The sequence below is a fragment of the Mesorhizobium sp. LNHC229A00 genome (assembly GCF_000502415.1).
Lineage (GTDB): Bacteria > Pseudomonadota > Alphaproteobacteria > Rhizobiales > Rhizobiaceae > Mesorhizobium.
In genome coordinates this window covers 582,953-606,815 of the sequence record NZ_AYWQ01000002.1, presented here as the reverse complement: position 1 = coordinate 606,815, position 23,863 = coordinate 582,953, and the positions used below count along the sequence as shown (strand labels likewise).

General features: G+C 64.0%; 26 protein-coding genes. 10 read left to right on the top strand and 16 right to left on the bottom strand.

All coding sequences use genetic code 11. The annotated features are described in order from the left end of the window. Positions 1-5: 5 nt before the first annotated feature. On the bottom strand, positions 6-371 hold the full coding sequence (locus X742_RS163590; protein WP_023770643.1) for a nuclear transport factor 2 family protein: 366 nt from the start codon (positions 369-371) through the stop codon (positions 6-8). 156 nt (positions 372-527) lie between these two features. On the opposite strand from X742_RS163590, the gene X742_RS163595 reads away from it, so the two are divergent. After that, positions 528-1,280: an SDR family oxidoreductase gene (locus X742_RS163595; RefSeq protein WP_023770642.1), complete on the top strand. Its 753-nt coding sequence runs from the start codon at positions 528-530 to the stop codon at positions 1,278-1,280. A 96-nt stretch (positions 1,281-1,376) separates the two neighbouring features. Here the strand turns inward: X742_RS163595 and X742_RS163600 are convergent, their stop codons facing one another. Both X742_RS163600 and X742_RS163605 read right to left on the bottom strand, forming a co-directional pair. Further along, positions 1,377-3,155, bottom strand: coding sequence for a cation:proton antiporter (locus X742_RS163600; protein ID WP_023770641.1), 1,779 nt, complete (start codon positions 3,153-3,155; stop codon positions 1,377-1,379). Positions 3,156-3,379: 224 nt separating this feature from the next. Further along, positions 3,380-3,829, bottom strand: coding sequence for a host attachment protein (locus X742_RS163605; protein WP_015315693.1), 450 nt, complete (start codon positions 3,827-3,829; stop codon positions 3,380-3,382). A gap of 380 nt (positions 3,830-4,209) precedes the next feature. Between X742_RS163605 and cysG the strand changes: the two genes are divergently transcribed. The 6 genes from cysG (at position 4,210) to X742_RS163635 (ending at position 9,876) form a co-directional block, all read left to right on the top strand. After that, positions 4,210-5,658, top strand: coding sequence for a siroheme synthase CysG (gene cysG, locus X742_RS163610; RefSeq protein WP_023770640.1), 1,449 nt, complete (start codon positions 4,210-4,212; stop codon positions 5,656-5,658). Continuing rightward, positions 5,655-5,948 carry a DUF2849 domain-containing protein gene (locus tag X742_RS163615; RefSeq protein ID WP_015315695.1) on the top strand — a complete coding sequence of 98 codons (294 nt, stop codon included), beginning with the start codon at positions 5,655-5,657 and terminating at the stop codon, positions 5,946-5,948. The genes cysG and X742_RS163615 overlap by 4 nt, the downstream gene beginning before the upstream one ends. Before the next feature lie 45 nt (positions 5,949-5,993). Then, on the top strand, positions 5,994-7,664 hold the full coding sequence (locus X742_RS163620) for a nitrite/sulfite reductase (RefSeq protein WP_023770639.1): 1,671 nt from the start codon (positions 5,994-5,996) through the stop codon (positions 7,662-7,664). Then, on the top strand, positions 7,639-8,403 hold the full coding sequence (locus X742_RS163625; RefSeq protein WP_023770638.1) for a phosphoadenylyl-sulfate reductase: 765 nt from the start codon (positions 7,639-7,641) through the stop codon (positions 8,401-8,403). The genes X742_RS163620 and X742_RS163625 overlap by 26 nt, the downstream gene beginning before the upstream one ends. Positions 8,404-8,572: 169 nt before the next feature. Continuing rightward, on the top strand, positions 8,573-9,106 hold the full coding sequence (locus X742_RS163630; protein WP_023770637.1) for a DUF934 domain-containing protein: 534 nt from the start codon (positions 8,573-8,575) through the stop codon (positions 9,104-9,106). 149 nt (positions 9,107-9,255) lie between these two features. Next, on the top strand, positions 9,256-9,876 hold the full coding sequence (locus X742_RS163635) for a DJ-1/PfpI family protein (protein ID WP_023770636.1): 621 nt from the start codon (positions 9,256-9,258) through the stop codon (positions 9,874-9,876). Between the two features lie 46 nt (positions 9,877-9,922). On the opposite strand, the gene X742_RS163640 is transcribed toward X742_RS163635, so the two are convergent. Then, the gene (locus tag X742_RS163640) at positions 9,923-10,945 is read right to left on the bottom strand and encodes a fatty acid desaturase (protein ID WP_023770635.1); all 1,023 of its coding nucleotides are present in this window, start codon (positions 10,943-10,945) and stop codon (positions 9,923-9,925) included. An 88-nt stretch (positions 10,946-11,033) separates the two neighbouring features. Next, a complete protein-coding gene (locus X742_RS163645) occupies positions 11,034-11,234 on the bottom strand; it encodes a hypothetical protein (RefSeq protein WP_023770634.1) in 201 nt (66 codons plus the stop codon). A 237-nt stretch (positions 11,235-11,471) separates the two neighbouring features. On the opposite strand from X742_RS163645, the gene grpE reads away from it, so the two are divergent. Continuing rightward, positions 11,472-12,104, top strand: a complete 633-nt coding sequence (gene grpE, locus X742_RS163650; protein WP_023770633.1) for a nucleotide exchange factor GrpE — start codon at positions 11,472-11,474, stop codon at positions 12,102-12,104. A gap of 68 nt (positions 12,105-12,172) precedes the next feature. Then, on the top strand, positions 12,173-12,781 hold the full coding sequence (locus X742_RS163655) for a trimeric intracellular cation channel family protein (protein WP_023770632.1): 609 nt from the start codon (positions 12,173-12,175) through the stop codon (positions 12,779-12,781). A gap of 16 nt (positions 12,782-12,797) precedes the next feature. On the opposite strand, the gene X742_RS163660 is transcribed toward X742_RS163655, so the two are convergent. The 7 genes from X742_RS163660 to X742_RS163690 form a co-directional block, all read right to left on the bottom strand. Continuing rightward, positions 12,798-13,673: a GNAT family N-acetyltransferase gene (locus tag X742_RS163660; RefSeq protein ID WP_023770631.1), complete on the bottom strand. Its 876-nt coding sequence runs from the start codon at positions 13,671-13,673 to the stop codon at positions 12,798-12,800. Between the two features lie 241 nt (positions 13,674-13,914). Then, positions 13,915-16,209: a PAS domain-containing hybrid sensor histidine kinase/response regulator gene (locus X742_RS163665; protein WP_023770630.1), complete on the bottom strand. Its 2,295-nt coding sequence runs from the start codon at positions 16,207-16,209 to the stop codon at positions 13,915-13,917. Positions 16,210-16,353: 144 nt separating this feature from the next. Further along, entirely contained in the window at positions 16,354-17,343 is a 990-nt protein-coding gene (locus X742_RS163670; protein ID WP_023770629.1) for an MDR family oxidoreductase, read from the bottom strand. A 54-nt stretch (positions 17,344-17,397) separates the two neighbouring features. After that, positions 17,398-17,895 (bottom strand): signal peptidase II, encoded by a 498-nt coding sequence (gene lspA / locus X742_RS163675; RefSeq protein ID WP_023770628.1) that lies wholly within the window; start codon positions 17,893-17,895, stop codon positions 17,398-17,400. A gap of 13 nt (positions 17,896-17,908) precedes the next feature. Then, positions 17,909-18,766 (bottom strand): RNA methyltransferase, encoded by an 858-nt coding sequence (locus tag X742_RS163680; RefSeq protein ID WP_015315708.1) that lies wholly within the window; start codon positions 18,764-18,766, stop codon positions 17,909-17,911. 1 nt (position 18,767) lies between these two features. Next, positions 18,768-19,850, bottom strand: a complete 1,083-nt coding sequence (locus tag X742_RS163685) for a class I SAM-dependent rRNA methyltransferase (RefSeq protein WP_023770627.1) — start codon at positions 19,848-19,850, stop codon at positions 18,768-18,770. Positions 19,851-19,960: 110 nt separating this feature from the next. Further along, positions 19,961-20,449, bottom strand: coding sequence for a hypothetical protein (locus tag X742_RS163690; RefSeq protein ID WP_023770626.1), 489 nt, complete (start codon positions 20,447-20,449; stop codon positions 19,961-19,963). A gap of 188 nt (positions 20,450-20,637) precedes the next feature. Here X742_RS163690 and X742_RS163695 point away from each other — a divergent pair, with 188 nt between their 5' ends. Then, entirely contained in the window at positions 20,638-21,075 is a 438-nt protein-coding gene (locus X742_RS163695; protein ID WP_023770625.1) for an EVE domain-containing protein, read from the top strand. On the opposite strand, the gene X742_RS163700 is transcribed toward X742_RS163695, so the two are convergent. The 4 genes from X742_RS163700 to sppA form a co-directional block, all read right to left on the bottom strand. Further along, positions 21,065-22,030 carry an ornithine cyclodeaminase family protein gene (locus tag X742_RS163700; protein ID WP_023770624.1) on the bottom strand — a complete coding sequence of 322 codons (966 nt, stop codon included), beginning with the start codon at positions 22,028-22,030 and terminating at the stop codon, positions 21,065-21,067. The two genes, X742_RS163695 and X742_RS163700, sit on opposite strands and share 11 nt — an antisense overlap. A gap of 36 nt (positions 22,031-22,066) precedes the next feature. After that, complete coding sequence (locus tag X742_RS163705) at positions 22,067-22,471, bottom strand: hypothetical protein (RefSeq protein ID WP_023770623.1); 405 nt, start codon at positions 22,469-22,471, stop codon at positions 22,067-22,069. Between the two features lie 50 nt (positions 22,472-22,521). Continuing rightward, a complete protein-coding gene (locus X742_RS163710) occupies positions 22,522-22,806 on the bottom strand; it encodes an integration host factor subunit beta (protein ID WP_006200394.1) in 285 nt (94 codons plus the stop codon). Between the two features lie 79 nt (positions 22,807-22,885). Continuing rightward, positions 22,886-23,842: a signal peptide peptidase SppA gene (sppA, locus tag X742_RS163715; protein WP_023770622.1), complete on the bottom strand. Its 957-nt coding sequence runs from the start codon at positions 23,840-23,842 to the stop codon at positions 22,886-22,888. Positions 23,843-23,863: the final 21 nt, after the last annotated feature.

The window sequence follows — 23,863 nt, the reverse complement described above, 5'->3', positions numbered from 1 at the left end:
GGCGGCTAGTTCGCCCGTGGCTTGGCACTGCCCAGTTTCTTGCTGTCAAAGGTCAGCTTGTCGCTGTGGATCTTTCCGTCGCTGACGGTGAGATGCTTGGCGCAGGACAGCGCCCCCGACGACTTCGTCATCAGGTCGTACATCAACAGCGCCTGGTGGTCGTCCCCGAACGCGGCGATCATGCGCATACCGGTCACGTCCTCGGAGAGCTTCGTAAGCCCCTTCAAGTAAGGTTCCTTGCCGGTCGATTGCTGCATCGGCCCATCGAAAACGACATCGTCGGCAACGTAGGACGCCGCCTTTTCAAGGTCGTGGCTCGTCCACGCCTTCGTGAAGGCCGTTGCGATGTCGAGGGGAGCTGGCTGTGCCATGGCTTTCTCCTGATGGATTGGTGTGAACCCAGATCTTGCGATTGTCGAAACCAACGGCAAGCCGGCGTCCAGGTTCCTCATGTCGGCCCATGGTGACATTTCGGCCTCTCGCCTCCGAGACACGGTTCGGCTACACCTCCGGCCGGAGACCGCGACATGGCTGAACTCGACACCAGAAAAACCATCGTGCTGACCGGCGCCAGCCGCGGTATCGGCCATGCCACGGTCAAGCGCTTTTCGCGCGAGGGTTGGCGTGTCATCACCTGTTCGCGCCAGGCCTTTGCCGAGGATTGCCCGTGGCCGGCAGGGCCGGAAGACCACATCAAGGTCGACCTCGCCGATCAGGAAGATGTCGGTATTGCGGTCTCGGAAATCCGCCATCGGCTGGAAGCGCATGGCGGCCAGCTGCACGCGCTGGTCAACAACGCCGGCATTTCGCCCAAGCTCAAGGATGGCAACAGTCGAATGAACTCGATCGACACGCCGATGCATGTCTGGCGCGACGTGTTCCAGGTCAATTTCTTCGCGCCGATCATGCTGGCGCGCGGCCTGTTCAAGGAATTGGCGGCGGCGAAAGGCTCGATCGTCAATGTGACATCGATCGCCGGCACCCGCGTGCATCCCTTCGCCGGCACCGCCTATGCGACGTCGAAGGCCGCTCTCGGCTCGCTGACGCGCGAGATGGCGCATGATTTCGGCCCGCACGGCATCCGTGTCAACGCCATCGCGCCAGGCGAGATCGATACCGCGATCCTGTCGCCGGGCACGGAAAAGATCGTCGAGACCATCCCACTGCGGCGCCTGGGCACCACGGCGGAAGTCGCCGACATCATCTTCTTCCTGTGCTCCGGGCAGGCATCCTATGTCACCGGCTCGGAAATCCACATCAATGGCGGCCAGCACGTGTGAACTGGTGGGAGCCAAGGCCCGCTCATCTGGTCGGGGTGACAACAGCCTTGGCAATTCATTCGTGGCTTGATCAACGCGCCTGTGGGCAGCGCCTGCTCAGGCAGCGAACGGTTCAGCGACACGCGACTTGTGGCCAAGCACCTCGTCGACAATGCCACGCGCGATTTCGCGTTCGCCCATGATCACCGTATTGGCGCCGAGCCCCTTGAGATGCTCGACCTCGGCGTCGGAATGGGCGCGGGCGACGACGTTGATGTTGGGATTGGCGGCGCGCGCCCTCAGCACGATCTGGCCAGCCTCGAAGGCATTGGGGATGGCAAGGATCAGCCGCGTGGCGCCTTCGGGATTGGCGGCGGCGAAGACTTCGGTGTTGGCGGCGTTGCCGGCGACGGCTTCGATGCCGTCTGCTTTCAGCCTCGCCAGCGTCTTGTCGGCGTCCTCGATGACAAGGAAAGGCCGTGCTGCATCTTTCAACGCCGCGCCGACGAGGCCGCCGACGCGGCCGTAGCCGATCAGGATGGCATGACCGGTGAGCGCCGTCCTTGGTGGCGGGCCGTCTTCCTTTTTGGACGCTACGGCGACCGAGGCGACTTGGCCCGGTTCCGTCGCTGGACCAACCGGCTTGGCGTCCGTCGGCGGTGCCGTCCTGGCGGCGCGGGCCTCGAGCCACGGCTTCATCCAATCGATGATCAGGAACATCAGCGGGTTGAGTACGATCGAAAGGATGGCACCGGCCAGGATGAGGTCACGTCCCTGTTCCGGCAGAAGTTTCAGCCCGACGCCGAGTTCGGCCAGGATGAAGGAGAATTCGCCGATCTGGGCGAGGCTGGCCGAAATCATCAAGGCCGTGGCCAACGGATAGCCGAAGGCGACGACGATGACGAACGCCGCCAGCGACTTGCCGATGACGATGATGGCCAGCGTCGCCAGGATCGGCAGGCCGTTGCTGAACAGGCTGAACGGGTCGAACAACATGCCGACGGAGACGAAGAACAGCACCGAGAAAGCATCGCGCAGCGGCAGCGATTCTTCCGCGGCGCGGTGGCTGAGCTCGGATTCGCTCATGATCATACCGGCGAAAAAGGCGCCCAGCGCCAGCGAGACGCCGAACAGTTTTGCCGCGCCGAAGGCGACGCCGAGCGCTATTGCCAGCACCGAGAGGCGGAACAGTTCGCGCGACCCGGTATGGGCGACATAGTGCAGGATCCACGGAATGACCCTGCGGCCGACCACCAGCATGACGATGACGAAGGCGGCGACCTTCGCCAGCGTGATGCCGACGACACCCCAGATGCCATAAATGGCCGGCAGCGACAGCAGGCCGCTCGAATGGGCCTGTTCCTGGCCGCCGAGCACGCCGGCAAGTGCCGGCAACAGCACCAGCGCCAGCACCATGGCCAGATCCTCAACGATCAGCCAGCCGACGGCGATGCGGCCGCGCTCGGTCTCGATCAGGCGGCGTTCCTGAAGCGCGCGCAGCAGCACCACGGTCGAGGCGACCGACAGCGCCAGGCCAAACACCAGGCCCGCGCCCATCGACCAGCCGAGCATCCAGGACAGCCCGGCGCCGAGCGCCGTGGCGAAGCCGATCTGGACAATGGCGCCCGGCACGGCAATGGCGCGGACCGACAGAAGGTCCTTCAGCGAAAAATGCAGGCCGACGCCGAACATCAGGAGGATGACGCCGATTTCGGCCAATTCGTTGGCAAGGCCAGCGTCGGCGACAAAACCGGGTGTGTTCGGCCCAACCAGCACGCCGGCTACGAGATAGCCGACCAGTGGCGGAATGCGGAACCGATTGGCGAGGGCGCCGAAGACGAATGCCAGCCCCAGACCGGCGACGATGGTGGCGATAAGGGGCGTGTCATGCGGCATTGTCTATGGAGCGCCTTTTAAGCTAGCGATGTCGGATATGCGCCGCCCTAAGCCGCCGCCTGTTTGCAATATGGTGGACGCGGTGTCGGCGATGCAACCCGCAAAGCCGCGAAATCAACGTCGAGACGGCAAAAACTTGACCGGCCGCTGAGTGACTGCCGGTCAAGTGCCTGGGTTCAGTGGTAACCGTGCTGCGACCCGATAGGCCCCTTCGCCGCGCGTGGTCAGGCTGCCTGCAGCAACGCCTCGATCTCGAAGATGGCGTGGTTGGTCATGGTCTTCGGGATTTCGGCCGTCACCTTGTCGCCAACCTCCTTATGCAGCTTCTTGCGCATCGCGCCGAGCACCATTGGCGGGGCGACAAGCACAAGGCTGTCGAATGCACCCTCATGTGCAAGCTTGTAGAGGCGGGCGGCAATCTCCTCGGCGAAGCGCTCCTTGCCGATGCGATGCCAGTCGGTCTCCTCGACCGCGCTGCGATGCACGGATGGGCCGTCATTGTATCGACCGGGGCTGTCGCTTCCCTGTTCGCGTGTGGGCGGGTTCTCCTGTTCCATCACCTGCACGACTTCAAGGTTGGGAAACTTAGTGTCGCCGGCGTTCTTGAGCAGGAGCGCCTTTTCGCCGTCGGCCACCAAAACCCAAATGCCATGCTTCAGTTTGATCGTGTTCATGGGAACGCTCCTTGTTGAGTGGTGGCTATACCGGGAACGCATTTTGACCCGTCAACGTTCCACCCGAACGGAGGACCGAGTGGCCGTGCAGCCAGGCCCTGAAGACGAAATCACCGCTGCACGACTTTAATTTACTGAATTGGTAGAAATTAGAAAAAACTGTTTTGTGGGACAGGTCGCCGGCAGCTAAAAGTGCCTGAAATCAAGGCGCATTTCAGCAGCTCGGGCGCTCCCGGTGCATGGGCATGGAATATTTTTCTCCTGCCCTTCGCGGTTGCGAAAAAGCGATTGCCTGCCATCACCGGATGCGCGAGTGCTTTGCTTCTGCTTTTTTACGCTTGGGCGTAAAACTGCGATCCTGTTCCCGGATTTGCTTTGTCATGTCGCAAGCCACCACCAAGCTCAACTCCTTTCCCGTCTTCATGCGGGTCGAGGGCGAAGCCGTGGCCATTGTCGGCGGCGGCGAGGAGGCTTTGGCCAAGGCGCGGCTGATCGCCCAGTCGAGCGCGGTCCTGCACATCATCGCTAGGGATGCCGAACCGGAGCTGTTGGCCTTCATCGCCGAGTCCGGCGCCAACTATATGCCCGGCGCGTATAACGCCTCGCAGATCGAAGGCGCCGTGATGGTGTTTGCCGCCAGCGGCGACGAGGCGCTCGACCGTCGCGTCGCCGCCGATGCGCGCCGGCTGGGCATTCCCGTCAATGCCGTCGACCGGCCGGACCTCTGTGATTTCTTCACCCCGGCGCTGGTCAACCGCGCACCGGTCGCCGTGGCGATCGGTACCGAAGGCGCGGGCCCCGTGCTTGCACAGATGCTGCGCAGCCGAATCGACCGCATGCTGTCGCCGTCGCTCGGGCCACTGGCAGCGCTTGCGGCGTCGTTCCGCAATGCCGCCGAGAGATTGCCCAGGGGCAGTATACGCCGCCGTTTCTGGAGCGACTTCTTCGGCGGAGCGCCAGCACGCGCCGTCGAGGCCGGCGAATTTTCGCAGGCGCGCGAAGCCGCCACCGACCTGCTGTTGTCCAACGCGCCCGTTCGCGGCCACATCGCCCTGGTGGGCGCCGGTCCCGGCGCCGAGGACCTCCTGACCCTGCGGGCGCATCGTCTGCTGATGGAGGCCGATGTCATCGTCCATGACGCGCTGGTCCCGGAGGCGGTCGTCGCCATGGGCCGCCGCGATGCCGAGCGCCTGCCGGTGGGAAAGCGCAAGGGCTGCCATACCAAGAGCCAGGCCGAAATCAATGCGTTGCTGGTGGATCTCGGCCGTCAGGGCAAGCGCGTCGTGCGGCTGAAATCGGGCGATCCTCTGGTGTTCGGCCGCGCCGGCGAGGAGATGGCCGCGCTTCGTGACGCCGGCATCGCCTATGAGGTGGTTCCGGGCGTCACAGCGGCCTTTGCCGCTGCCGCCGATTTCGAACTGCCGTTGACGCTGCGCGGCGTTTCCTCCTCGATGGTGTTCACCACCGGCCACGATCTCAAGGGCAATTCACTGCCGGATTGGGCCAAGCTCGCCATTTCCGGCGCTACCGTTGCCGTCTACATGGGCCGCTCGGTCGCGGCCGAAGTTGCCGGCCGGCTGATCGAGGCGGGCTTGTCGCCGGACACCGCGGTCGCCGTGGTCGAGAATGCCAGTCTGGCCAATCGCCGACGCTTCCACGGCACGCTTGCCGACTTGCCGTCGCTGGAAGCGCGCGCCGATCTGTCGGGCCCGGTCATGACCATCATCGGCGACGCCGTCGCCGGTGCCAATTTCGAGCGGTCCGAGCCGCTCGCGGCACACAGGCTCGAGAGCGTGCCCGTAGCAGCCGCCGAGGGAGTTCAGCCATGAAGATACTGACCGCCAATCGCCTCGGCGACGGTATTGCCGTCTGGTACGCCGATGGCGGCTGGGCCGAGACGGTGGATCATGCGGACCTTGCCCACGACAAGGCGGCCGAGGATCGGCTGGAGGCGATCGGCGCCAAGGCCCACGCCGACAATGAAGTGGTCGACGTCAATCTGATCGATGCGGACATCGTCGACGGCGTTGTCGAGCCGGTGCGGCTGCGTGAGAAGATCCGCGCCGCCGGCCCGACCATCCGCAACGACCTCGGCAAGCAGGCCGAGCGGGCGGCATAGCCAGGACACCAGGTGAACGGGCGGACGCGCCCTGAAAGACGAAGCATGTACCGTTACGATGAGTTCGACCACGATTTTGTCCAGGCCCGCGTCGCCGAGTTCAGCGACCAGGTCGAGCGCCGGCTGTCCGGCGAGATTACCGAGGACCAGTTCCGGCCGCTCCGGCTGATGAACGGCGTCTATCTGCAGCTGCACGCCTACATGCTGCGCATCGCGGTGCCCTACGGGACGCTGAACGGCAAGCAGTTGCGCATGCTCGGCCACATCGCCCGCAAATACGATAAGGGTTACGGCCATTTCACCACGCGCCAGAACATCCAGTTCAACTGGCCGGCGCTGTCGGACATTCCGGCGATCCTGGCGGACCTGGCCAGCGTGGAGATGCACGCCATCCAGACCAGCGGCAACTGCATCCGCAATGTCACCGCCGACCATTTTGCCGGGGCTGCCGCCGACGAGGTCGCCGATCCGCGTCCCTATGCCGAAATCCTGCGGCAGTGGTCTTCGGTGCATCCGGAATTCTCGTTCCTGCCGCGCAAGTTCAAGATCGCGGTGACGGGAGCCGAGCGCGATCGCGCCGCCATCCAGACGCACGATATCGGCCTGCACCTCAAGAAGAACGCCGCCGGCGAACTCGGCTTCGCCGTCTACGTCGGTGGTGGCCAGGGCCGTACGCCGATGGTGGCGAGGAAGATCCGCGACTTCTTGCCCGAAGCCGACCTTCTCTCCTACTGCACGGCGATCCTGCGCGTTTACAATCTCCATGGCCGCCGCGACAACAAGTACAAGGCGCGCATCAAGATCCTGGTCCACGAGACCGGCGCCGAGGAAATCACCCGCCAGGTCGAGGCCGAGTGGCAGGAATTGAAGGACGCGGAGCTGAAGCTGCCCGAGGCGGACATCCGCGCCATCGAGGCTTATTTCGCACCGCCCGCGCTGACCGGGCGGCCGGACGGCGACGCCGCCGTCAAGGTGGCGCGGCTGGATTCCAAGGGCTTCTCGGACTGGCTCGAGCAGAACGTGGTGACGCACCGCCACCCCGACTACGCGGCGGTGACGATCTCGCTCAAGGGTATCGGCGAGGTGCCGGGCGATGCGACCGACAGCCAGATGGAAGCGGTCGCCGACATTGCCGAGAAATATGCCTTCGACGAGCTTCGCGTCAGCCACGAGCAGAACCTGATCCTGCCGCATGTGGCGCGTGCCGACCTCAAGGCGGTCTATGACGCGCTGGTCGACATCGGGCTGGCGACGGCTAACTCCAACCTGATCTCGGACATCATCTCGTGCCCGGGCCTCGATTATTGCGCGCTGGCGACGGCACGCTCGATACCGATCGCACAGGAAATCTCGCGCCGCTTCGCCTCGCTGGAGCGGCAGCGCGAGATCGGCGAATTGAAGCTGAAGATCTCCGGCTGCATCAATGCCTGCGGCCACCACCATGTCGGCCATATCGGCATCCTCGGTGTCGAGAAGAAGGGCTCCGAACTCTACCAAGTGACATTGGGCGGTTCGGCCGACGAGAACACTTCGGTCGGCGAGATCATCGGCCGGGGCTTCTCTTCGGAAGAAATCACCGATGCCATCGAGCAGATCGTCGACACCTACCTCGGCCTTCGGCTCAACCCGCAGGAAAAATTCATCGACGCCTACCGCCGTGTCGGTCCCGCGCCGTTCAAGGAGGCGCTCTATGCTGGCGAAGCCAAGGCCGCTTGACCATATTGCCGACGTCGATGACGGCATCGCCGCCAAAGCGGCGGGGTTTGACGCGCTCTACGGTCATCTCAGCCCGATCGAGATCATCGAACGATCGGCCAACGATCTGTTTCACGACGAGATCGCTGCCGTGTCTTCGTTCGGCGCGGATTCGGCGGTGCTGCTGCATATGATCGCCAAGATCGACCGTACGCTACCGGTCATCTTCCTCGATACGGGCAAGCATTTCGAGGAGACGCTCGGCTATCGCGACGCGCTGGTCGCCGATTTCGGATTGACCAACATCCGGGTGATCAAGCCGGACGAAGCGGCGCTCGAACGGATCGACCCGACCGGCAATCTGCACCAGAACAACACCGATGCCTGCTGCGACGTGCGCAAGGTCGAGCCGCTGGCACGTGGCGTCGCACCCTTCCGCGCCTGGTTCACGGGCCGCAAACGCTTCCAGGCCTCGACACGGGCCGCACTTCCGGTGTTCGAGGCGGTAGGCCCTCGCATCCGCATCAATCCGCTGGCGCACTGGACGACGTCGGACCAGGCCGACTACATGCGCGCGCATGCGCTGCGCGAAAACCCACTGGTCGCCTATGGTTATCTGTCGATTGGCTGCTTTCCATGCACGCAGCCGGTGCAGCCGGGCGAGGATGCGCGCAGCGGCCGCTGGGCCGGCCACGCCAAGACCGAGTGCGGCATCCATCTGTCGGGACTGGAAGTGTCGCTGACCGACGCATCACTATAGGGTATGTTGCAATTCAGGTGAGGCAGGCCTGCAAACGGCGGCTTCCTGCGCTTCCGGTGCCCACGGACTTCAAGTACGTTCCGCTCCGGTTCTCGCAAGCAGCCGTTTTCGACACAGCCTGACCTGAATTTCAACACATGCTCGAGCTCTTCGAATTTTAGGAATTTTGATGACTGGACTGACGACACCGGAGACCCGGCTCTGGACCCCGGAGGGTTTTCGCGAGGACGAGTGGAGCCATGCCGAAAGTGCCGACGCGCTTTCCGGCAATGGCCGATTCATCCTGCCGCTGCAGGCGTTCCTCGATCTCGACCCGGAGGTGCGCCGCTCGGCGAAGGAGCGGCTCGGCGTCGTGCTGCAGCCCGGCGACCAGCTCGACAAGATCGCCGATCTGCTCGACCAGTTGTCGCTGGTGGCGCTGGCCTTCCCGGCTTTCGGCGACGGCCGCTCCTTCTCCAAGGGCGAACTGCTGCGCAGCCGCTATCACTTCACGGGCGCGCTGCGTGCCACCGGGCAGGTCCTGGTCGACCCGTTGCCGCACATGCTGCGGCTTGGCTTCGATGAATTCGAGATCTCGAATCCAGTGCTCTTGAAGCGCCTTGAAGAAGGCCGCACCGGCGGGTTGGGGCTTTACTACCAGCCGGCCGCCATAGTGGAGACCAAGGGTCCGAAATATTCCTGGCGGCGTCTTCGCAACAGCTGACGCTTTTTCCAGGAAGGCCGAAGGCCCTCTCACTCGAAGCTGGTCGTACCAATTGTGTGATTTGCGCTTTTCCTCTCGGCATCTTGCCCTTAGGATATCGCTGTTATTTCGCGACCCGAAATAAATGGCCACAAAGGGAGGAACCGGGAATGGCTGGCAAGAAGATATTGATGCTCGTTGGCGAGTTCAGCGAGGAATATGAGATTTTCGTCTTTGAACAGGCCATGCATGCCGTCGGCCATACCGTGCATGTCGTTTGCCCGGACAAGAAGGCAGGCGATGTGCTGAAGACATCGCTGCACGATTTCGAGGGCCACCAGACCTACACCGAGAAGCCCGGACACGATTACATCCTCAACAAGACGTTTTCCGAGGTGGATCCGGCCCAGTACGATGCCGTCTACGCGGCGGGCGGGCGCGGTCCCGAATACATTCGTATCGACAAGCGCGTGCAGGCGCTGGTGCGGCACTTCCATGAGACAGGAAAGCCGATCTTCACCATCTGCCATGGCGTGCAGATCCTGATCGCGGTCGACGGCGTGGTGCGGGGCAGGGAAGTGGCGGCGCTTCATTATTGCGAGCCGGAAGTCACGCTGGCCGGCGGCATCTATGTCGACGTCGCGCCCAACGGGGCCCATGTCGACGGCAATCTTGTTTCGGCCAAGGGCTGGCCGGGCCTGTCCAATTTCATCCGCGAATGCCTGAAGGTGCTGGGCACGGAGATCCGCCATGGCCAGATCCTGATGCGCGACGAGCGGCAAGCGGCCTGAGAAAGGTTTGGGGAACTACCGCCGCGCGCTGGCGCGGCGGTATGCTCTACGCCGCCATCCGCGCTTCGCGGAACGACACCAGTTTTTGGCGGCTTTCGTCCCACAAGGCCAGTTTGACGCAGCGCAGGCTCTCGAGCAGCGTGACGCGGCCGATGCCGCGCAGCTCGGGATAATCCCGCAGCACTTCCTGCAGCCGGTAGCCGGGCACCTTGGCGGAGAGGTGGTGGACGTGGTGAACGCCGATATTGCCGGTGAACCAGTTCAGCACCGGCGGAAGGTCGTAATAGGACGAGCCGTGCAGGGCGGCGCGCTGGAACTCCCATTCCTCATCCTTCGCCCATTCGGTCTCCTCGAACTGGTGCTGGACATAGAACAGCCAGATGCCGGCCGAACCGGCAAGAATGACGATCGGCAGATGGACGATCAGGAACGCACCAGGGCCGATGACCCAGATGAGGATGGCCGCGGCAACCGCGATGCCAAGATTGGTGGTCATCGACGACACCCAGGGCGTCAGGCCGCCGCGCATCATGCCGACGGGCAGCCTTTGCGAGAAGATGAACAGCCAGATCGGCCCCAGGCCGAACATCACCAGGGGATGGCGGTAGAGGCGATAAGCCAGGCGACCCCGCCAGGACATCCGCCGGTATTCGGCGACGGTCAGCGTCCTGATATCGCCCATGCCGCGTTCGTCGAGGTTGCCGGCGCTGGCATGATGGGTGGCATGGGCACGCCGCCAGCAGTCGTAGGGCGTCAGCGTCAGGATGCCCAGCGCGCGGCCGATCCAGTCATCGGCAATGCGATTGGCAAAGAAGGAGCCATGGCCGCAATCGTGCTGGATCATGAAAATCCGCACCAGGAAACCGGCCGCGGGCAGGATCAGGACCAGTCCCCACCAATGACCATAGGCATAGGCAGCGGAAGACAGAGCCCACAGCGTGGCGAAAGGAATGAGGGTGATGGCCAGTTCGAGTGTGCTACGCCGCCTGTCAGGCTTCTTGTAGCGCGCCAGGATCTTTAGCCAGGCGCGCTTGCTGTTGGCAGCTGCCTCGGGGGAAATCATGTTCATCAGGAAGCATAGGCGGGGTGTGCCGCCACCGCAAGCCAGGGATCACGCAAAGTTACTGTGCGTAATTGTCGCGTAAGGCCCGGGTGACTTACTGCCGTCGCCATCCGGCGTCGCCATTCTCGACCCGGTCGAGATGCTCGAGCAATTGCTCAAATCGGTCCGGGATGTCAGGTTCGATGCGGAAGGCTGGCAAGGTGCGCAGAAAGCGCGTCACTGCCTCGGCGCCAAACTGCCGCCGAACCTCCGCAGCGAGCCTTTCTCCTTTTTCAAGCTTGTTGCGGGTCATCATTTCAAAAATCCTGCGTCGGCTCCGAAACTCCCCCAGCAGCGGAATGGTTCCCGCATCACCGCTTCGTGGCAAGCAAAGCCGGCAAGTAGGGTAAAATTTGAATTAAAATCGAAGCGTCCCACCGTGCTTGCCTGATCCGGTCGCAGGCTCTTGCCGTCGCTTTCCCCTTGATTTTTGGCCTGCGAACCTCGATATCGGGCACAAAATCCATACCATTCGAGATGACGGGAAACGGCGATGAGCGACCAGGCAAAAGACGAACGCACGCCCAATGAAGCCGAGGCGGCCGAGGCCAATGCCGAGCGCACGGAAGGCAGCATCGATGGCGACTACGAAGCGCTTGTGCGGCTGCTGAAGGAAAATGAAGAGCTGAAGGACCGCGCGCTGCGGGTCGCGGCCGAGATGGAAAACCTGCGCCGCCGCACCGCGCGCGACGTGCATGACGCGCGCACTTATGCGGTGGCGAATTTCGCCCGCGACATGCTGTCGGTGTCGGACAATCTGCGCCGCGCCCTGGATGCCATTTCCGCCGAGGCCAAGGCATCGGGGGATGCCGGCTTCAAGGGGCTGATCGAAGGCGTCGACCTGACCGAGCGCGCCATGCTGTCGGCGCTGGAACGGCATGGGGTCAAGAAACTTGCTCCCGAGGGCGAGAAGTTCGATCCCAATTTCCACCAGGCAATGTTCGAAGTGCCCAATCCCGATGTCCCGGCCAACACCGTGGTCCAGGTCGTGCAGCCGGGCTATTCGATCGGCGAGCGGGTGCTTCGCCCGGCCATGGTCGGCGTCGCCAAGGGCGGTCCGAAAATTGCCGCCGACGCGCCGGTCGAGCCAGGGCCGGTCAATGAGCAGGCCGAGAAAGATGCGTGATTAGTGGGGTAGCGAATAGAGAGTAGTGAGTAGCAAGGACCGGGACGAGTAGGCGCCTGCTTCGCCAATTGCCATTCACTNCCGTCTTCGCGGCGACGGGGGCGTTGGCGGCGTCGCGCAAACAGCTCGACATTATCGGCTTCCTGTTCCTGGCCAGCGTCACCGGCATCGGCGGCGGCACGCTTCGTGACGTCATCCTCAATCTGCCGGTTTTCTGGGTCGCCAACTCGAGCTACGTTCTGATCTGCGCGGCGGTCGCGGTGCTGGTGTTCTTTGCCGCGCACCGTGTCGAATCCCGCTGGAAATGGCTGCTCTGGCTCGACGCCATCGGATTGGCCGCTTTTTCGGTGATGGGTGCGGCCAAGGGTCTGGCCATTACGGGTTCGCCGGTCGTCTCCGTCATCACCGGCGTGCTCACCGCCACGTCAGGCGGCATCCTGCGCGATCTGCTGGCCGGCGAGCCCTCGGTACTGCTGAGGCCGGAAATCTATGTTACGGCCGCTCTGGCAGGCGCTGCCATCTTCACGGCTGGCGACGTCACAGGATTGCCGCCGATTTTTTCAGAGCTGGCCGGCTTCGCCGCGGCGTTCGCCGTTCGCGGCGGCGCGCTCCGTTTCGGCTGGACCTTTCCAGCCTACAAGAGCCGGCCCGGCCGGCGGCCGGAAGACATTCCATGAAAAGAAGCTATTCGCGTCACGCGGCGAAGCGCTGCGCTTCCCCGCCATAGTAGTTGACGTAGCGGGCACCGATCTCCTTGACCGGCATCACGACGAAAATGTCGACCGTGGAGAATTCGCGGTCGATGACGCAACCATCGCCGATGCGAGCGCCGACCCGCAGATAGCCCTTGACCAGAGGCGGCATCGCCGCGATCGCGGCCTTGGTGTTGACCGCCTCGATCGGCATCAGATCCATGGAGCAATAGCGCCCGGACACAGCGCGCACGTCCCAGGCCGAGTTGGTGCGGCAGTGATGGGCAAGATAGGTGAGCGCCTCCGCATGCGCGGCCGGCACGGTGCCATGGAACGAGGCGCAGCCGGTCATCACCCCGATCTGGTAGTGATTGATGTAGGCCCAGATGCCTTGCCATAGCGCTTCGATGGTGCGCTTCGAACGGTATTCCGGCAAGACGCAGGAACGGCCGAGTTCAAGGAACCGCTGGCTGGGATGGCGGGCGATGAGCTTGGTCAGCTCGAATTCGCCTTCGGAATAGAAGCCCCCGGCGGTTGCCGCGATTTCTTGCCGCAGCAAGCGATAGGTACCGACGATGCGGCGGTGCTCAGGGCCGGACAGCGTGGTGTCGAGGACGAGCAGATGGTCGCAGAGCGGGTCGAAACGGTCGGCGTCGCGGCGGTCCTGCGCCTGGAACAGATCCTTCCTGGCGCCAAGCTCGTCATAGAATACACGGTAACGCACTTCCTGCGCGGCCGCGATCTCGGCCTCGTTGCGGGCGAGCCGCACTTCGAGATTGCCGATACGGCCGAGCGCCGCACCCTTTATGACGGAATCGACATTACGTCCGGCGAGCAAGGCGCTGCTGGCGTTCGGCCGAGTGTCACATTCCGGCATAACTGTATGCACGAGTGATTCTCCTTCGAGCCATCCCTCTTGGCACGGGGATACGGTGTAGGTGCAACAGGATTGTGACAGTACCGTGATACGGCGTTGCGGGCAATACTTCGTCGGCTGGCGAAAACGGTCAACCGGCTACGTTGCGTCACAGGACCCCACGGCGCGTCGCGTTCGCGGGGCGCCGAGAATGCGCTGCTTTTCGGCGGCATTGACCAGCCACGCACCCGGAAAAGCAGGCTCAGGCGGCGACCTGGCCCTCGACGGCGCTGACCAGTGCATCGGGGTCGAGCGGCTTGGTGACGAAGCCGCTGGCACCGTGGGCGAGCACCGCATGGCGGGTTTTTTCCTGGCTGTCGGCCGACAGCACCATAATCGGCACCGGCGGCACGGAGGCCTCCTCTTCATGGCGGCGGATCGCGGCAATGGCGTCCAGTCCGTCCATGACCGGCATGTGGAGATCCATCAGCACCACGTCGAAGCGATGCTTCTGGCCGGCACCGGTGACCGCCTCGACGGCGGCCTTGCCGTTGCCGACCACCTTGACGCGATGCCCGGCCTTCAACAGCGTCGCGCGGGCCAACATGGCATTGATGTCGTTGTCCTCGGCGATCAGCACGGACAGGCCGTGCTGGCGTTCGCCTGAGGCACGAAGCGCCGGCGCGCGGCGTTTTTCCGGCTGCGGCTGGGCCAGGACCGGTGCGTGGCTGCTCAAAAGGACACGCAAAAGTGTTCCTCCGCGCACCGGCCGGGCAAGGAAAGTCGCGTAGCCGCTGGCACGAAACTCGCCCAGCATGCCGCGGTCGGTGGGTGCGATCAGCGTGACGGCTTCGCAATCGGAAAACCCATGCTGGCGAAGACGCTTGAGCAGCCTTCCGTCACTCTCTTCCATGGCCGCGTCGACCAGAAGCACGTCGCAGCCGTCGGCGAAGGATGCGGCCTGAGCCACGGTGGTGGCGATGCCGGCCGCGCCGCCATTGGAGCGGATGGTGCGGGCGATGGCGTCGGCCTCGACGGTGTTCTTGGACACGATCACGGCGCGTCGTCCGGCAAGCGCGTTCAATCGGCCCTGCGGCGGCTCGGTGGCTGACGTGGCGGGAATCTCGAAGACGAATTCGGATCCCTGGCCAAGCCGGCTGGAAACCGAAATCGTGCCGCCCATGGCGGCCACCAAGCGCTTGGAGATGGCAAGTCCCAGTCCAGCACCGCCATGCGTGCGCGTCGAGGTGCCGTCGGCCTGTTCGAACTCCTCGAAGATGCGCTCCATGTCCTCGTCGCGCAGGCCGGGACCCGTATCGGCGATGGTGAAGCAGATGCGGTCGCTGGTCTCGGTTCGGGCGCGCGCGACGCTGACCAGCACGCCGCCACTGTCGGTGAACTTGATGGCGTTGCCGATGAGGTTGAGCAGCACCTGCCGGACCCGGCCCGGATCGGCGGTGATCAATTGCGGCACATCCGGTTCGACATGGCAGCCGAGGCCGATATTCTTGGCGAAGGCCCGCGCGGCCATCAATTCGATGATGTTGTCGGCGATCTCGCGCACCGACATGGGCTGCGGTTCGGGATCGAAGCGTCCGGCCTCGATCTTGGAATAATCGAGCAGGTCCTCGATCAGGGCAAGCAAGGCGCTGGCCGAGGTCGAGATGGCGCCGACATAGGTCTGCTGCTCCGGCGAAAGGCTGGTGTCGGCAAGCAGCCTGGCCATGCCCATGATGCCGTTCATCGGCGTGCGGATCTCATGGCTGACGGTGGCGAGGAAGCGCGACTTGGCCTGGCTGGCGAACTCGGCCCGCTCGCGCGCGGTGATCATGGACGACTCAGCGCGCTTGCGTGCTGTGATGTCGCGGGCGATGGCGCGATGCGAGACGGCACCGCTGTCCTTTTCGCGCACCGACAGCTCGATCCAGGAGAACCAGCGCGGGCCCGTCGGCGTGCGGATGGCAACGTCGGTGGAACTCAGGCATTCATGATCTGAGAAAGCCGCATCGGGAACGATGCCGACCTCGATCCCGAATTCGGCCAACGTCTTGCCGGCAAGATCGCGCGGATCGGTTTCGACGATGTCGGCGAACACCTTGTTGGCGTAGACGATGTAACCGTCGCGGTCGCGATGGATGACGAGATCGCCGAGCGCGTCGATGAGACCGCGAAAGCGCTCCTCGCTTTCCTGCATCTCCCACATGCGGTCGGCCAGCGTCTCGATCTCGGCGCGGTTGCGGGCGGTGGTTTCGTCGAGCAGGACCGCGGTGCGGCGTACGCTGCGTCTGGCGCGCAGATGCATGGCCAGGCCAGCAAGGCCGGTTGCCAGCAAGGCAAGGCTGATGAAGACTGGCGCCCCGGTCAGGGATGAGAGGCCGGCCAGCAGCATGACGGCAACGAAGGTCAGGACCGGCAGGCCTTCGCGCTTGGCCGGTTGCTGATCAGGGACCAGCGGCGGCGCGGCGATAAACCGCCGCGCCGATACCGGCAGTTGCGCCGATGCCGCATCGATGTTGTCGCCGGCGTCGGCCTGTTGGCTGTCGGATTCCGCGATCATGCGAAATCCTTTGCCAGATAGAGATTATGGAAAATTGCGGGGGATCGTTCGAATTTTAGTTGATCGGGCGTTTTTGGCCCGGCGGCGACGGATTTGCCAGCCAATGGGGGAATTTCGCCCCGCGCCTGCCACCCCTGAGCCGGGTCACATGTCGACGACGACGCGGCCGCGGATCTTGCCGTCGACGATGTCGTGTGCCGCACCGATGATGCCGTCGAAGCCGATGGTCGTGGACAGGCTGGCGAGCTTGTCCACATCGAGATCGGAGCCGATGCGCCGCCAGGCCTCGAGGCGTACGGCCTTCGGCGCCATCACCGAATCGATGCCGAGCAGGGAGACGCCGCGCAGGATGAAAGGGGCGACACTCGACGGAAGATCCATGCCGCCGGCCAGGCCGCAGACCGCGACCGCGCCGCCATAGGAGGTCATCGACAGCACATTGGCCAGCGTGTGGCTGCCGACCGAATCGATGCCGCCGGCCCAGCGCTCCTTGGCCAACGGCTTGGCGGGTTGGTTGAGTTCGTCGCGCGATATCACCTCGGCGGCGCCCAGGTTGATCAGATAGGGGCTTTCGGCGTTGCGGCCGGTCGACGCGATGACATGGTAGCCGAGGCTGGACAGGATCGAGACGGCGACCGAACCGACGCCGCCGGCAGCACCCGTCACCACGACAGGTCCGCGCTCAGGCAGGATGCCGTGCCGCTCCAGCGCCATGACGCAGAGCATGGCCGTATAGCCGGCTGTGCCAACCGCCATGGCATCATGCGCGCTCATGCCTTCCGGCAGAGGCACCAGCCAGTCGCCCTTGACGCGGGCGCGCCCGGCATAGGCGCCGAAATGGGTTTCACCGACACCCCAGCCATTCAGGATGACCTTGTCGCCCTTGCGCCAGTGGGGATTGGAAGATGAGATGACGGTGCCGGCAAGGTCGATGCCCGGCACCAGCGGCCATCGACGGATCACCGGAGCCTTGCCCGATATCGCCAGTCCATCCTTGTAGTTCACCGTCGTTGCCTCGACCGCGATGGTGACGTCGCCCTCCATCAGATCGGCGTCGGTGAGATCGGTCACGGCGACGGACTGCTTTTTCTCCGCATCGCGCGAAACGAGGATGGCTTTGAAGGTTTCGGTCATCTTTTTCTCCGCGAACTTTGCTCGGCGTGACTGTGCGGCGATGGCCGCGCGAGGTCAATCTTCGGAAGGCTTGGCGTTCGGAGGCGTGGATTCACGCCGCCAGCCGATGAGTTCGTCGAAGACGACCATCGCCGCGCCCACCGATATGAAGGCATCGGCAAGGTTGAAGACGGCGAAGGACCAGACCGGCGTGTGGAACAGGATGTAATCGATGACATGGCCGTAGACGGCGCGGTCGATCAGATTGCCCAGCGCGCCGCCGATGATCAGGGCAAAGCCGGTGCGGGCGATGACATGGCCCGATGGCGTGCGCGTGGCGAGGTAAAGCACGAAAGCGACGACCAGCACCGCGATGACAACCAGGCCGGTGTCGCCGAAGGAGGAGAACATCGAGAAGGCGATTCCGGTGTTGTAGGTGCGGAACAGCGCCAGAAAGGGCAGGAGGTCGAGCTTTTCCTGGAAGGGCAGTCCGGCTTCGACCAGTGTCTTTATCCACTGGTCGAGCGCGATGGCGACGATGACGAGCAGCGCGTAGGGAGACCATGATTTCACGATTGGGCAACCCTCATTGCTGGTCCGAAATTGGTTCGAGCTTCAGCGCGCCGCGCCGGATCTCGAACAGCATGATGCCGGTGGCGACCGCGAGATTGAGCGAATCGGCGCGGCCCGCCTGCGGAATCCTGAGCAGCCTGTCGCAGCTTGCCGCCAGGCTTTCGGGCAGGCCCTGCTGCTCATTGCCCATCATCAGCAGCACCGGCCCGCGGGAAAAATCGACCGAGCGGTAGTCGACCGCGCCTTTCAGATGCGTGCCGGCAACGAGCCCTGAAAAACCGCCGCGCCAGGCAAGGAATGCCTCTGTCGTTGCCTTGGCCACCGGTATGGCGAAGATCGACCCCATGGTGGCGCGCACCGTTTCCACCGAAAACGGATCGGTGGTGTCGCCGACCAGGATGACGCCCTTGGCGCCGACGGCATCGACGGTGCGGATGACGGTGCCGAGATTGCCGGGATCGCGCACCCGGTCGAGCGCTACCCAGACATCGCCATTGTCGGCACGGATGTCCTTCAAGGCCAGGAATTTCTGCGAGAAGACGCCGACCACCATTTGTGGATTGTCGCGGCGGGTGATGGCGACAAGCACCTTTTCCGATACTTCGAGCACGGTGCCGCCGGCGGCGACGGTGCGTGCCGCCACCTTTTCCACGGCCGCGTTGCCGCGTCCGGCCTTGGCGAAAACCAACGTCCTGATCTGCCAGCCCAAGTCGAGCGCATCGATGACCAGCTTCAGCCCCTCGGCCATGAAGGCGTTCTGCTGGTCGCGGAATTTCTTCAAGGCAAGTGCCTTGATGTCCTTGACCAGCGGATTGGCGAGGCTGGTGACTTCCTTCACCTGACCGGGCGCGCCGGCATGCCGTTCGTTCATGTCAGGCCACCCAGCGCGAAAACAGCGACGTCGAAAGCGCCCGGCCGGCGGACTTTTCACGGATGATCAGCTCACCCGATTCAACCTTGCCGCCCATGCCGGCGAAGGTGTCGCGCATCAGAGCGTGGATGGCGAAGAAGGAGGCACGAATCGAATAGGCGGTCAGCACCACGGCAAGCGGTTTCGGAGTCAGGATCGAGCGACAGAGATCCGTCAAATCAGGCAGGTCCTCGAACAATTGCCAGACCTCGCCCTTGGGGCCGCGGCCATAGGCCGGCGGATCGAACAGGATGATGTCGTAACGGCTGCCGCGACGCTCCTCGCGTTCGGCGAACTTGACCGCGTCGTCGACGATCCAGCGGATCGGCTTGGCGCCAAGTCCCGATATCTCCTGGTTTTCGCGGGCCCAGCCGATCGCCTTCTTCGAGGCGTCGACATGGGTGACCTCGGCGCCGGCGCGCGCGGCCACCAGCGAGGCAAGGCCGGTATAGCCGAACAGGTTGAGTACCTTGACCGGCCGCCTGGCGGCGGCGATCAGCCCGGCCATATGGTCCCAGTGCGAGGCCTGCTCGGGAAAGACGCCGACATGGCGAAACGAGGTGAAGCGGCCGAGATAGTCGATGCCGTCATGCTTCATCGGCCAGGTTTCGCCGAGCGGCGTCTTGGGAAAACGCCAGCGGCCGATGCCCTCCTCGTCGGTGTCGCCGGTGAAGATCGCGTCGGCACGCTCCCAGTCCTTGGCCGGCAGAGCCTTCTGCCAGATCGCCTGGCCCTCGGGCCGCACGATCCGGTAGGGGCCATATTGTTCAAGCTTTTGTCCCGCGCCGCTGTCGAGCAGCGCGTAATCCGCGTTGGGTGCCACTTCGAGGATTACCGGAAGTTGCTCAGCGGGCAGGACGCCGTCGCGACGGGCTAGGTTGCGGGGCGTGGATTTTGGTGCGGGCTGGTCCGGCTTCAGGTCTTGCCGCGGCCTGACCTCCGGCCTGGCCACGCCGCGACCTTCCGGTGGACGCGATTGCGCGGCTTCGCCTTTACCCGGTTGATGCGGGCGGCCGTCGCGGCGTTTGTCGCGAAAAGACTTCAAGAGACAGCTTCTCCGGCGGTTCGGCCCGCTTCTGCCACAGCTATGCCCATCGGCGCAACAAACCCGAGCCACATTGCGATTGCGAGGGTTAGGGCGATTGGGACGATGGCTTAGCCGCCACGTCCGATCGAAAGCAGTGCGACAACCAGCGAAACGAATCCGGCAGCCTTGGCCGCCGTGACGGCCATGTGGCCGGTTTCCCAGCGCAGCCGTATGACTTCGAAATTGTCTGGAATTCGCCCCGGCACCCAGGTGGCGAGAATTTTATTGGCCGGTCTGACGAGAATGAACCAAAGCACGAGTGATAGTACATAGAGCAAGGTGGCGGCGAGTGCGAACCAGAACGCCGGCCGATCCTGGCGCAGCAGCCATGCCAGCAGTCCCGGGCCAATGATTGCCGCGACATCCAGCGGCGCGCCAACGATTGCGAAGAGCAGGAACTGGCCGTTGAAAACGGTGGCCTCGCGCCAAAGCGCCGGGGACCATCGGGTGAGCCGGGGCGCCGATTCCAGGACATGGGCGAAGGACGGTCCGAGGCTGAGCGCAGCGATCATTGCGGTCAAGACAGACCAGAACAGCAGGAAGCCGTATAGTCGCATGACGCAACAACGATTCCGCGCCGAAGCCGTTCCGAACGGCCGCACTTGCCATTGCCGCGGCTCTGGCCCTATCGTTCGGCACTTCGGCACTTCGGCACTTCGGCACTTCGGCACTTCGGCACTTCGGCACTTCGGGCCGATTGCCGGGCAGCGTTGGCCGACGGACAACAGGCCAATTAGGAACAGACATGAACGCTTGTTGGATCGCGGTGGCGTCGGCGCAGCATGTCCGGCGCGGCCGCCAGGACGGCTTCATGCAGGTCAACCATGGCAAGGCGGCACCGCTGCGCCGCGTCAGGCCCGGTGACGGCATCGTCTATTACTCGCCGACCACGGTTTTGGGGGAGAAGGACGGTCTGCAGGCGTTCACGGCGATCGGCACGGTGCGGGAAGGAGACCCCTACCAAGGCGACATGGGCGGCGGCTTCACGCCGTTCCGCCGCGATGTCGACTGGGCGCAGGCACAGGAAACGCCGATCAAGCCATTGCTTGAGAGGCTGGAGTTCACCTCAGGCAAATCGAACTGGGGCTACCCGTTGCGCTTTGGCTTGTTCGCCATCAGCATGGCCGATTTCGCTTTGATCGCGGAGACGATGGGCGCCAAACTCGCTTCGACTAGCCCCTGAGTGCCTTGTAGACGGCAATGCCGGCGGCCAAGTCCTCCAGCGCGGCGCCGACCGACTTGAACAGCGTAATCTCGTCCGGGCTGCCGCGACCTTCCTTTTGGCCGCGCGCCAGTTCGTGCAGGTCGGCCACGATGGCGTCCGGCTTCAGCACGCCTGAGGCCAGTGGCTGGACGATGTCGCCGGCTTCCTTGGTGGCGCCGGCACGGGTGTCGACATAGACGCGGGCGCGCATGATCGCGTCGTCATCGCTTTCGCGCATCGCAGGCGTGAAGCCGCCGACCAGGTCGACATGGGTTCCCGGCCGCAGCAACGTGCCCTTGAGCAGCGGCGTGGTGGTGATTGTCGCCGAGGAGACGATGTCGGCCTGGCCAAGCTCGGCATCGAGATCGGTCGCGGCGCCGGCCGCGAAGCCCTCGGCGCGCAGATCGGCCGCGACTTTCTCGGCGTTGGCCGGGGTGCGGTTCCAGATGCGAATGGTCTTGATCGGTCGCACGGCGCTGTGCGCCTTGGCCAGGAAGGGCGACAGCGCGCCGGCGCCGACCACAAGCAGCCGCGAGGCATCGTCGCGGGCGAGATAGGACGCGGCGAGCGCCGAGGCGCACGCCGTGCGCCACTGCGTCAGCCGCTGGCCGTCGATCAGGGCTTCCGGCTCGCCGGTGCTGCCATCGAGCAGGAGATAGAGCCCCATCACGGCGGGCTTGCCGACGGCGTTGTTGTCTGGCGAGACGGTGACGATCTTGACGCCGATATGGCCGCCGGCGGAACCTCCCGCGGCGTGAAAATCGGTCCAGGCGGGCATCAGCAGCAAGGTCGACGCCGCGCCGTCAGGCCTTTCGACCGCGTGATGATGCCTGACCGGCTGCACCGCGCCCTCGCGAAATGCCGTGCGCAATGTATCGACCAGTCCAGGAAAGGTCAGCGCACGATCGACCTCCGCGGCCGAAATGGTCAGCATGAAAAGCTCCGTAAAAGAAACGCGCCGATCTGCGGCTCAATTGGTCGGCTTCGGCAATGCCGACCCCTGGGCCGACCCCTGGGCCGACCCCTGGGCCGACCCTTGAGCCGACCCTTGAGCGGATCCTTGGGCTGATGCCTGCGGCACCGCGGGCGTGCGGCTGACTGCCTGGCGCAGGTTTTCGGCCTCGACACCGCGCTGGCGCGCCAGTTTGCGGTAGTGGCCCTGCTTGACCCATGTCGCCAGGCTGCCGACGACCATGCCGATGGCGAGCGCCAGGAACAGGAAGATGAACAGCGGCAAGGTGAGCGTCAGCTTCGGATTGCCGGGATTGAACGGGTCCAGCGTGAAGGCGACGAGTTCGCGGTTGGCCACGGCCAATGCGATCAGGATGATCGCTAGGGGCACGAAGACCACGATGAGCATGAGGCGATTGAGCATGATGTTTTCCGTCGCAAGCGGGCCGATAGGGCCGTCCGGCGCTGACGCGCCTACTTGCCGCCGTTCAGCCTTTCACGCAATTCCTTGCCGGTCTTGAAGAACGGCACCCATTTCTCCTCGACCTCGACGGATTCGCCGGTACGCGGGTTGCGGCCGGTGCGGGCAGGTCGGTTCTTCACCGAAAAAGCGCCGAAACCGCGCAATTCGACCCGGTTGCCCTCGGCAAGCGCGTCGGTGATTTCATCGAAGATCGCGCCGACGATGTTTTCGACGTCGCGCAGGAAAAGATGCGGATTGCGCGTGGCAATAATCTGCACAAGCTCGGACTTGATCATCAGACGGGTCCCCGTGAAAGCAGTTCGGCCAAAATTATCAGGATGATTTTATTTGCTTTTTCAGCTGTCCCAACGCGTCTCAAGGGTGCCAGACGGAAACGAGACCGTCAAGAAACAAGCGGTCGGCGCCAAGTTCATGGATCACGTCGCCGCCGGAGTCCGGCAGGCCGAGCGCGCCGGCGATCGTGCGTGCCATAGCCTTCGAGAACAGGAAACCGCCGCGTCGTTCCGTGTCCTTCCACTCGACCACCTTGAGCTTGGCATCGACACCCTTGGTCGCCAGCCAGTCGATCGCCACGGACTCGCCGCCGACAGCGTCGATCAGCCCGTTGGCAACACCCTGGCGGCCAGTGAAGATCGAACCGTCGGCCAGCGCCAGCGCCTGTTCGTGGGTCATCTTGCGGCGTTCGGCGACGATGCCGACGAACCAGTCGTAGCTGTCCAGGATGAGCTTGCGGACCATGGCGCGCTCGTCGTCATTGGTCGGCTTGAAGGGCGAGGGTGAGGCTTTCAGCGGCGAGGATTTGACCTCCTCCAGCTTGACGCCGAGCTTGTCCATCAGGCCGCTGACGTCAGGATACTGGATCAGCACGCCGATCGAGCCGACGATCGAGGTCTTGCGGGCGACAATATGGTCGGCGGCACTGGCGATCATGTAGCCCGCCGACGCGGCGAGCGTACCGACCTCGGCCACGACAGGCTTGTCGGCGGCCAGCTTGCGAACCTCCTCGTAGATCGATTCCCCGCCGACGGTGGTGCCGCCAGGAGAATCGACCACAAGGATCACGCCTTTTACTTTCGGCGACTGGCGGATGGCTTCCAACCGCTTGATCAGTTCGTCGTCCTCGGTGATTGTGCCTTCGACCCTGACCTTGGCGATGTGATCGACGGCGGAGCCGCCGAAATCGTCGCCATAGAACCAGGCCGACAGCGCAATCACCCCGAGCGCCACGATGCCAAAGGCCGCAACACGCCAGAAAGTCAGCTTGCGCCGCAAGCGGCGGCGGTCGATCAGGTCGTCGGCTCTCAATGCCATCGTCAGCCTCACAGTCATCGG

What these genes read in the sequence shown, in the direction of transcription:
- sppA (WP_023770622.1), bottom strand. Translation starts at nt 23,842, where the DNA reads ATGGCATTGAGAGCCGACGACCTGATCGACCGCCGCCGCTTGCGGCGC.
- X742_RS163600 (WP_023770641.1), bottom strand. Translation starts at nt 3,155, where the DNA reads ATGCCGCATGACACGCCCCTTATCGCCACCATCGTCGCCGGTCTGGGG.
- X742_RS163620 (WP_023770639.1), top strand. Translation starts at nt 5,994, where the DNA reads ATGTACCGTTACGATGAGTTCGACCACGATTTTGTCCAGGCCCGCGTC.
- X742_RS163635 (WP_023770636.1), top strand. Translation starts at nt 9,256, where the DNA reads ATGGCTGGCAAGAAGATATTGATGCTCGTTGGCGAGTTCAGCGAGGAA.
- X742_RS163680 (WP_015315708.1), bottom strand. Translation starts at nt 18,766, where the DNA reads ATGAACGAACGGCATGCCGGCGCGCCCGGTCAGGTGAAGGAAGTCACC.
- cysG (WP_023770640.1), top strand. Translation starts at nt 4,210, where the DNA reads ATGTCGCAAGCCACCACCAAGCTCAACTCCTTTCCCGTCTTCATGCGG.
- X742_RS163605 (WP_015315693.1), bottom strand. Translation starts at nt 3,829, where the DNA reads ATGAACACGATCAAACTGAAGCATGGCATTTGGGTTTTGGTGGCCGAC.
- X742_RS163625 (WP_023770638.1), top strand. Translation starts at nt 7,639, where the DNA reads ATGCTGGCGAAGCCAAGGCCGCTTGACCATATTGCCGACGTCGATGAC.
- X742_RS163660 (WP_023770631.1), bottom strand. Translation starts at nt 13,673, where the DNA reads ATGCCGGAATGTGACACTCGGCCGAACGCCAGCAGCGCCTTGCTCGCC.
- X742_RS163645 (WP_023770634.1), bottom strand. Translation starts at nt 11,234, where the DNA reads ATGATGACCCGCAACAAGCTTGAAAAAGGAGAAAGGCTCGCTGCGGAG.
- X742_RS163665 (WP_023770630.1), bottom strand. Translation starts at nt 16,209, where the DNA reads ATGATCGCGGAATCCGACAGCCAACAGGCCGACGCCGGCGACAACATC.
- X742_RS163690 (WP_023770626.1), bottom strand. Translation starts at nt 20,449, where the DNA reads ATGCGACTATACGGCTTCCTGCTGTTCTGGTCTGTCTTGACCGCAATG.
- X742_RS163640 (WP_023770635.1), bottom strand. Translation starts at nt 10,945, where the DNA reads ATGAACATGATTTCCCCCGAGGCAGCTGCCAACAGCAAGCGCGCCTGG.
- X742_RS163630 (WP_023770637.1), top strand. Translation starts at nt 8,573, where the DNA reads ATGACTGGACTGACGACACCGGAGACCCGGCTCTGGACCCCGGAGGGT.
- X742_RS163590 (WP_023770643.1), bottom strand. Translation starts at nt 371, where the DNA reads ATGGCACAGCCAGCTCCCCTCGACATCGCAACGGCCTTCACGAAGGCG.
- X742_RS163670 (WP_023770629.1), bottom strand. Translation starts at nt 17,343, where the DNA reads ATGACCGAAACCTTCAAAGCCATCCTCGTTTCGCGCGATGCGGAGAAA.
- X742_RS163595 (WP_023770642.1), top strand. Translation starts at nt 528, where the DNA reads ATGGCTGAACTCGACACCAGAAAAACCATCGTGCTGACCGGCGCCAGC.
- X742_RS163700 (WP_023770624.1), bottom strand. Translation starts at nt 22,030, where the DNA reads ATGCTGACCATTTCGGCCGCGGAGGTCGATCGTGCGCTGACCTTTCCT.
- X742_RS163710 (WP_006200394.1), bottom strand. Translation starts at nt 22,806, where the DNA reads ATGATCAAGTCCGAGCTTGTGCAGATTATTGCCACGCGCAATCCGCAT.
- grpE (WP_023770633.1), top strand. Translation starts at nt 11,472, where the DNA reads ATGAGCGACCAGGCAAAAGACGAACGCACGCCCAATGAAGCCGAGGCG.
- X742_RS163695 (WP_023770625.1), top strand. Translation starts at nt 20,638, where the DNA reads ATGAACGCTTGTTGGATCGCGGTGGCGTCGGCGCAGCATGTCCGGCGC.
- X742_RS163615 (WP_015315695.1), top strand. Translation starts at nt 5,655, where the DNA reads ATGAAGATACTGACCGCCAATCGCCTCGGCGACGGTATTGCCGTCTGG.
- X742_RS163705 (WP_023770623.1), bottom strand. Translation starts at nt 22,471, where the DNA reads ATGCTCAATCGCCTCATGCTCATCGTGGTCTTCGTGCCCCTAGCGATC.